This window comes from Rugamonas sp. (assembly GCF_025354735.1).
Classification (GTDB): Bacteria; Pseudomonadota; Gammaproteobacteria; order Burkholderiales; family Burkholderiaceae_D; genus Rugamonas.
The window spans coordinates 1-6,500 of record NZ_JANXMI010000208.1; the positions used below are offsets into that span (position 1 = coordinate 1).

7 protein-coding genes and 2 pseudogenes are annotated in these 6,500 nt (G+C 66.1%); all 9 read right to left on the reverse strand.

What is annotated here, in order from left to right:
• A pseudogene (locus Q0S71_RS16590) lies at positions 1 to 568 on the reverse strand (hypothetical protein); the annotation flags it as partial.
• A gap of 2 nt (positions 569 to 570) precedes the next feature.
• Entirely contained in the window at positions 571 to 882 is a 312-nt protein-coding gene (locus Q0S71_RS16595; protein WP_295998045.1) for a hypothetical protein, read from the reverse strand.
• Complete coding sequence (fliS, locus tag Q0S71_RS16600; protein WP_295998047.1) at positions 875 to 1,264, reverse strand: flagellar export chaperone FliS; 390 nt, start codon at positions 1,262 to 1,264, stop codon at positions 875 to 877. Before fliS ends, Q0S71_RS16595 begins: the two co-directional genes overlap by 8 nt.
• Before the next feature lie 37 nt (positions 1,265 to 1,301).
• Positions 1,302 to 2,720: a flagellar filament capping protein FliD gene (fliD, locus tag Q0S71_RS16605; RefSeq protein WP_295998050.1), complete on the reverse strand. Its 1,419-nt coding sequence runs from the start codon at positions 2,718 to 2,720 to the stop codon at positions 1,302 to 1,304.
• Positions 2,721 to 2,799: 79 nt separating this feature from the next.
• Positions 2,800 to 3,234, reverse strand: coding sequence for a flagellar export protein FliJ (locus tag Q0S71_RS16610; RefSeq protein ID WP_295998052.1), 435 nt, complete (start codon positions 3,232 to 3,234; stop codon positions 2,800 to 2,802).
• Positions 3,231 to 4,541, reverse strand: coding sequence for a flagellar protein export ATPase FliI (gene fliI / locus Q0S71_RS16615; RefSeq protein ID WP_295998054.1), 1,311 nt, complete (start codon positions 4,539 to 4,541; stop codon positions 3,231 to 3,233). The genes Q0S71_RS16610 and fliI overlap by 4 nt, the downstream gene beginning before the upstream one ends.
• On the reverse strand, positions 4,538 to 5,236 hold the full coding sequence (fliH, locus tag Q0S71_RS16620; protein WP_295998058.1) for a flagellar assembly protein FliH: 699 nt from the start codon (positions 5,234 to 5,236) through the stop codon (positions 4,538 to 4,540). Before fliH ends, fliI begins: the two co-directional genes overlap by 4 nt.
• A 2-nt stretch (positions 5,237 to 5,238) precedes the next feature.
• Entirely contained in the window at positions 5,239 to 6,279 is a 1,041-nt protein-coding gene (locus tag Q0S71_RS16625; protein ID WP_295998056.1) for a flagellar motor switch protein FliG, read from the reverse strand.
• A pseudogene (locus Q0S71_RS16630) lies at positions 6,263 to 6,500 on the reverse strand (flagellar M-ring protein FliF); the annotation flags it as partial. The gene Q0S71_RS16625 and the pseudogene Q0S71_RS16630, both read right to left, overlap by 17 nt.

A 6,500-nucleotide genomic window follows, 5' to 3' on the forward strand; every position in this document is an offset into this window, starting at 1 on the left:
CCGCGGCGTTATCGGCGGCGCTTTGCACGGCGGCGCCGCCGGCGGCGGCCGAAGCGGCGGCCGCGCTCGTCGCGCTGGCGGCGGTGGCGCCGGCGCCGGAGCTGGTATTGGTATCGGCCGGCAGGAAAGGACCGGACGGCGGTGCCGGCATCAACAGCGCCAGCATGGCCGGCGCCATGGCCGCCATCGCGTTGCCGGGGATATTGGTGCCGTCCTGGTCGACGGGTTTGTGGTCGCCATCGCCCGATTGCGTATCGCTGCCGTCGCCGCCGCTGGCGTCATTAAGGCTGGCTTGATTGAGCAGCTGGGCGAACAGCGGCGCCAGCTGGACAGGCGGCGCCGACGGGCCGGCCGCAGCCGCGCTGGTCGCCGGCGGCGTCGCCGCGGCGTTCGATGGCGCCGAATTCTGAGTCGAATTCTGGGCCGGTTTTTGGGCCGGCTTGGCGCCCCCGTTGGCGCCCATGCTGGCCGCCGGCTTGGTATTCGAGGCCGGATTCGGGGCCGGCGCCGGCGCCGGCTGGGCCGCCGGGGCGGTCGCCGTTTTGGCGCTAGTGAGTGTCATCGTCATGCTCAAGTCCTGAGGTCGGTGTAAGCGTTGTCAAAGGCATAGGCGAGCCAGCCTTCTTTGTTGGCGCGCATGGCGTGCAGATGCGTGTCGAGCACGTCGGCCGACTGCTCGCAGCGCGCCGTGGCCTGTTCATGCAACTGGCGCAGCGCGGTCAACGCGGCGCGTTCGGCCGGCGTCCAGCGGCCTTGCTCAGCCATGGCCGGCAGGGTCGAGGCCATCAGCGTATTGATCGCCGTGAGCATTTTCCAGTCGTCGGCCGCGATCGCGGCGCTCATCTTTTGCCCCAGCACCAGCAGCGTGCGTTGTCTATCCATGCTTGGCCTGCACCCCGAGCCAGCCCTGCTTGATCGTTGTCAGCAGGGAAATGACTTCATCGATGATGGCGGGGTCGAGGTCGACGCCGGAGCGGTACAAACGCCCGGCGCAATAGTCGTACAGCCGGCCCAGGTTGGCGACGACGTCGCCGCCGTGGTCATAGTCGAGTGAACTGGAGAGGCCATTGATGATTTCGGTGCACTTGTTCAGGCTGTGCGCCTTCAGTTCGTAGCGCCGGTGCAGGATGTGGGCGCGCGCACGCGCCAGCTCTTCGAGCAGGCCGTCGGTCAGCACCAGCACCAGCTCAACCGGCGAGGCGCGCGAGGTCTGCGCATCGAGGTTGACGGCGTGGTAGCTGCTGTAGGCTTCTTGATTCAACATAAGGATTCACCGCTAAGCATTATTGATAAACGAAAAATCAGCTGCTGCTCGACGAGAACAGCGCCGTCAGCAGGCTGGAGTTGCTGGCCATTTGCGATTGCAGCGTCTGCAAGGCGGTGAACTGCGCCAGGTAGCGCGCGTAGGCATTGTTGTATTGGGCGTCGAGGTCGTCCTGGCGCTTGGTCAAGTCGGTCTGGGCCCGGGACACGGACGACTGGCGCTGCGTGATCTGGCCGGTGGCCGGGTTGGTCCACTGGTTCATCAGCGCGTCGATGCTGCCGAGCACGCCCTTGGCCTGGCCCGTGGCGGCGCTGCCGAAAATCGCGTCCAGCCCTTGCGGATTGATGGCCAGCTCCTTGTTCAGGCGCGTGCTGTCGAGCGACAGCGTGCCGTCCTTGTTGGCCGCGATGCCGTAGTTGGCCAGCGTCAGGCCGCCGACCGAGGCGCGCAGCGAATTGTTCATGTGGTCGAGCATGGCTTGCACGCCGGAGTCGTTGGCGAAGGCGCCGTCGGCCACTTTGTTGGCGGGGTTGCCCGGTTTGAGGTCGGCCGCCAGCAGCGTCTGCAGCGCGTTGTAGGCGCTCACGAACGATTGCAGGCTGGCGGCGGTGTTGGTGGAGTCGACGCCGACGGTCAGCTTGACGGGCGCGGCGCCGGCCGCCTGGGCCTGGGTCAGCGTCATGGTCACGTCGTCGACGATGGTGACGGTGTTCGAGGCCTGCTGCACCTTGGTGCCGGTGGTCTGCGAGCCGACCCAGACGATGGCGTCCTGCGCCGTCACGAGCTGGGTCTGGTTGGCGGTGGTGTCGAGCGCCGATTTGAGCGTGGCGTTGGTGACGTTGGTGGTGTCGAGGGTGGCCGCGTTCTGGGCGCCGGTGGCTTTCGAGGTCAGCAGCAGCGTGGTCGAGCCGTTGACGGTCAGCGTCGACGCCGTCACCTGGGACGCGTTGCCGGCCGCCGAATTGATGGCGGCGGCGATTTCCTTGGCCGTCAGGGTGCCGTCCATATTGGTGTCGGCGTTGGCCAGGTCGACCTGGAAGCTGGCGCCGTTGGCCAGCGTGACGTTGAGCGAGCCGCTGCCGGCGGCGGTGGTGTTGGTCAGGCCGCCATACGAGATCTGGCCCGCCGTGGCCAGTTGCTGCACGTAGAAGGAATACGTGCCGGGCAGCGCCTGGGAGGTGGCGGTGGCGGTGCCGACGGTGCTGTCGCTGAAGACGGCGGTATTGCTGAGCACGCTTTTCTGGTTCGACAGCGCGGTGATGGCCGAGTCGAAATTGCTCATCGCCGCGCCCAGCGCCGTCAGCGCGCTGGCCGCGCTGGTGGCGTCGGCGGTCTGGTTGGTGATCTGGGTCTGACGGTCGGCCGTATAGCTTTCGGCCAGCGTCTTTGCCGTGCTGGCCGGGTCGTAGGTCGGGCCGAGCGAGGAGGTGCCGCTGGCGGGATTGGTCGTGGTCATGATGAGAACTCCAGGGAAACGGGGGTGTACCTTATAGAAGGCGACCGAATTCGTTTCCTTATGAAAAGATTTTGAACAATTATTTTTGTCCGCGGAACCACAGTTGCGTGGCCAGCTCGTCATGTTGTTTTCGTTCCAAGACATTCTGCTCTTGCAAAACGACTTTTTGCTGCTTGCTCAACACTTTGCCCAGCGCCTCGCGCTTGACCCAGGCCGCCGTCAGTTGCTGCTGCGACAGGGCCATGTCGGCCTCGTGCATGTTCAAATCGAGGCGGTGGTGGTCGGCCATCTGCATCACCGCCTGCTTGTAGTCGCCCAGGTTGCCGGCCAGGGCCAGCGGCAGGTTGCCGCTGGCGCCGCTGCTCTGGTACAAGCCGGTCAAGCGGTCCAGGTTTTTTTGATAACGTTCGCGCACGGTTTCCTTGGCCGCCATCTCGGTTTGCAGGCGCTCGACTTCGGTGTTGCGCAGCGCCACCAGCGTGGTCAGGTTACGGATCAGGTGGGGATCGCTCATGTCATCAGTTTTTCAAGTTGCGCTACACAGGGACCGTAGGGCGCCTCTTCCTTGACGCCCTGGCACAGAAAATCTTCGATGCGCGGATACAGCTTCACGGCCTGGTCGGTCACGGGATCGGCGCCCGGCACGTAGGCGCCCAGCGGGATCAGGTCGCGGACGCGGTGGTGGCGCGCCATGCTGGCCTTGAGCGCACGCGCGGCCAGCATGTGTTCCTTGCTGATGACCTGGCTCATGCAGCGGCTGATCGAGGCACCGATGTCGATGGCCGGGTAGTGGCCGCGCTCGGACAGCTCTCGGCTGAGCACGATGTGGCCGTCGAGCACGGCGCGCGCCGTGTCGACCACCGGATCTTGCTGGTCGTCGCCCTCGGCCAGCACGGTGTAGATGGCGCTCATGCTGCCGACGGCGTTCTCGCCGTTGCCGGCCGATTCGACCAGTTGCGGCAAATTCGAAAACACCGACGGCGGATAGCCCTTGGTGGCCGGCGGTTCGCCCAGCGCCAGCGCCACTTCGCGCAGAGCCATCGCGTAGCGCGTCAGCGAATCGACCAGCAGCAGCACGTTCTTGCCCTGGTCGCGGTAGTGAGCCGCGATGGAATGGCACAACTCGGTGGCCATGATGCGCATCAGCGGGTTTTCATCGGCCGGGGCGATCACCAGCACGGCCTTGGCCAGGCCGTCCTTGCCAAGCGACATGTCGACGAATTCGCGCACTTCGCGCGAGCGCTCGCCGATCAGGCCGACGACCACGACGTCGGCCACGGTCTGGCGGGTAATCAGGCCCAGCAGCACGGACTTGCCGACCCCGGAACCGGCCATCAGGCCGACGCGCTGGCCCTTGCCCAAAGTCAGCATGGCGTTGATGGCGCGCACGCCGACGTCGAGCGGCTCGCTGACCGGTTTCTTTTTCAGGGGATGGACGCGGGGCGGCAGCGGGTCGAGCGGAAAGTCGCCGCCCAGCTTGCCGAGCCCGTCGATCGGCTCGCCCAGGCCGTTGACCATGCGGCCCAGCCAGCTGGTGCCGATTTGCAGGCTGACCCGTTCCGGCGACGGCAGCACGCGGGCGCCCGTGGTCAGGCCGCTGGCCTTTTTGAAGGGCATCAAAAACGACAGTTTTTCGCGGAAGCCGACCACCTGGGCGTCCAGCCATTCGCCGCCGACTGTCTCTATCTGACAACGCTGACCCGTGTGCAGCCGGCAACCGGCCGCCTCCAGCAACAGGCCCGACGCGCCGACCAGGCGCCCGGTCGGGGTGGCCAGCGGCACGGCATCGAGCTCCAGGTTGCGTAGCGCTTCAGCGATCATGCTTCGCTTTCGGTGTCGTCGCCACTGTCGGCGACCTGCAATTGATTATCGACCTGTTCCATGACGGCGGCAAGACGTTGATGACATCCGGCATCAACTTCATTGTCGCCGGCCTTGATGCGGCACTCGCCGGGGTCCAGCCTGGCGTCCGCGATCAAGTTCCAGCGCTTGGCCCGTTTGGGGTCGAGCTCGCTGATCCGCTTGAGTTCCTCGGGGTTGAGGAAGACGTCGATTTCCTCGCGCGTGGGCGGCATCGACGCCAGCGTCTCGTCGACCAGGGCCATGATCTGCACCGGCTGCAGCGCCAGCTCGGCCCGTATCACCTGGCGCGCCACCTTGGCCACCAGGTCGACCACTTCCTTGCGCTGGGCCGCGCGGTAATCGGTGCGCAGCTTTTTCAGGCTTTTCAGCATGGCGTCGACCGGCCGCGCCAGCTGGTCGTAGGCCACCAGCGTTTCGTGGCGGCCTTCTTCGCGGCCCTGTTCCTGGCCGGAGGTCCGGCCCGACTCGAAGCCGTCCTCCTGGCCGCGCGAGAGGCCGATTTCATAGCCGTCGCGCTGGCCCTGTTCAAAGCCCTGGCTGACCGAGGCTTGCCACTGCTTGCCGTCGCCGCCGCCGGGACCGCCGATCGCGCGCGGGCCGGCCGTCGGAAACTGCGACAGCGGCGGAAAGCGGTAGGGGCGGAATTGTTTCATCATCATTCAATCACCGTTTCGGCGAACAGCTGGATTTCGACTTCGCCGGAATCGGCCAGCGCCTTGACGGTGGCCATGATTTCCTGGCGGGTTTGCTCGATGCGCGACATCGGCACCGGCCCGGCGCGCTTCATCATGTCCTCGAAGGCCTGGGCCTGGCGTTTCGGCATGGTCTTGAGCACGGCGTCGCGGATCGACACTTCGGCGCCCTTGAGCGCGATGGCCCACTGTTCCAGCGGCACTTCCTCGATGATGCGGGTGATCGCCACCTCGGACTGGGTCGCCAGGATCAGGAAGTCGTACATCGACAGCTCGATCTTGGCCACCACCTCGGGGTCGTGGGCGCGCAGCAGTTCGACCATCTGGGCCCGGTTGCTGGGCAGGCGGTTGAGGATTTCGGCGGCCTGGCGTATCCCTTCCACGCTGGTGCTCTGCATGTCGAAGGTGCCCAGGCAGCGCACCACCAGTTCGTCGAGCTCGACGAGCAGGTCGCGGTCGATCTCGTCGAGCCGCGCCAGGTTCAGCAGCACCAGGTCGCGACCGTCCTCGGGCAGGGCGTCGATGATCTGGCCGGCCAGCGCGGCCGGCAAAAAGGCCAGGAACACCGCTTGCATGCGCACGTGCTCGTTGGCGATGTATTCGGCCAGCCATTTCGGCGAGGCCCATTGCAGGCGCGCCATCTTGGGCCGCAGCTCGTCGCCGTAGATGCTGTTGAGGACGGTATTCGCGATGTCGCCGCCCAGCGCCAGGTCGAGCGAGCGCTTCAGATAGCTGCGCGAGGCGCCGTGCACGCCCGACTGCTGGCGGTAATCGTCGAAAAAGGTTTGCATCGCGTGCTTGACCGATTCGACCTTGATGCCGCTCATGCGCGACATCACCTGCGTCACTTCGAGCAATTCCTCGCGCGACAGACAGCGCAGCACGGCGGCGGCCGGCTCCTCGCCGATGCTGAGCAGGACGATGGCGGCCTGTTCCACCGGCGTCAGCGTGCCAGAGCCGTGCTCGGCCTGGTCGGAGTCCATCATGCTATTGAGATCGGCCATTTTTCTGCATCCATTGTTTGACGACTTCGGCGACGCGCTCGGGTTCCTTCTCGGCCAGCACCTTCAGGTGGTCGACCATGACGTCGACGGCCGAGCCGGCCGGCGGCAAATCGTAATTTTCCAGCAGCGGCACCACCGGCATGCCGCCGGCGCCGGAACCCGATGTGGCGCCGGCCCCGGCCAGCGCGCCGTCGTGGCCGAGGCCGGCCGGCGCCACGGCC

Excerpts from the sequence above, each read along its gene's own strand:
- fliH (WP_295998058.1), bottom strand. The coding sequence starts at position 5,236 with ATGAAACAATTCCGCCCCTACCGCTTTCCGCCGCTGTCGCAGTTTCCG.
- Q0S71_RS16595 (WP_295998045.1), bottom strand. The coding sequence starts at position 882 with ATGGATAGACAACGCACGCTGCTGGTGCTGGGGCAAAAGATGAGCGCC.
- fliD (WP_295998050.1), bottom strand. The coding sequence starts at position 2,720 with ATGACCACGACCAATCCCGCCAGCGGCACCTCCTCGCTCGGCCCGACC.
- Q0S71_RS16625 (WP_295998056.1), bottom strand. The coding sequence starts at position 6,279 with ATGGCCGATCTCAATAGCATGATGGACTCCGACCAGGCCGAGCACGGC.
- fliS (WP_295998047.1), bottom strand. The coding sequence starts at position 1,264 with ATGTTGAATCAAGAAGCCTACAGCAGCTACCACGCCGTCAACCTCGAT.
- Q0S71_RS16610 (WP_295998052.1), bottom strand. The coding sequence starts at position 3,234 with ATGAGCGATCCCCACCTGATCCGTAACCTGACCACGCTGGTGGCGCTG.
- fliI (WP_295998054.1), bottom strand. The coding sequence starts at position 4,541 with ATGATCGCTGAAGCGCTACGCAACCTGGAGCTCGATGCCGTGCCGCTG.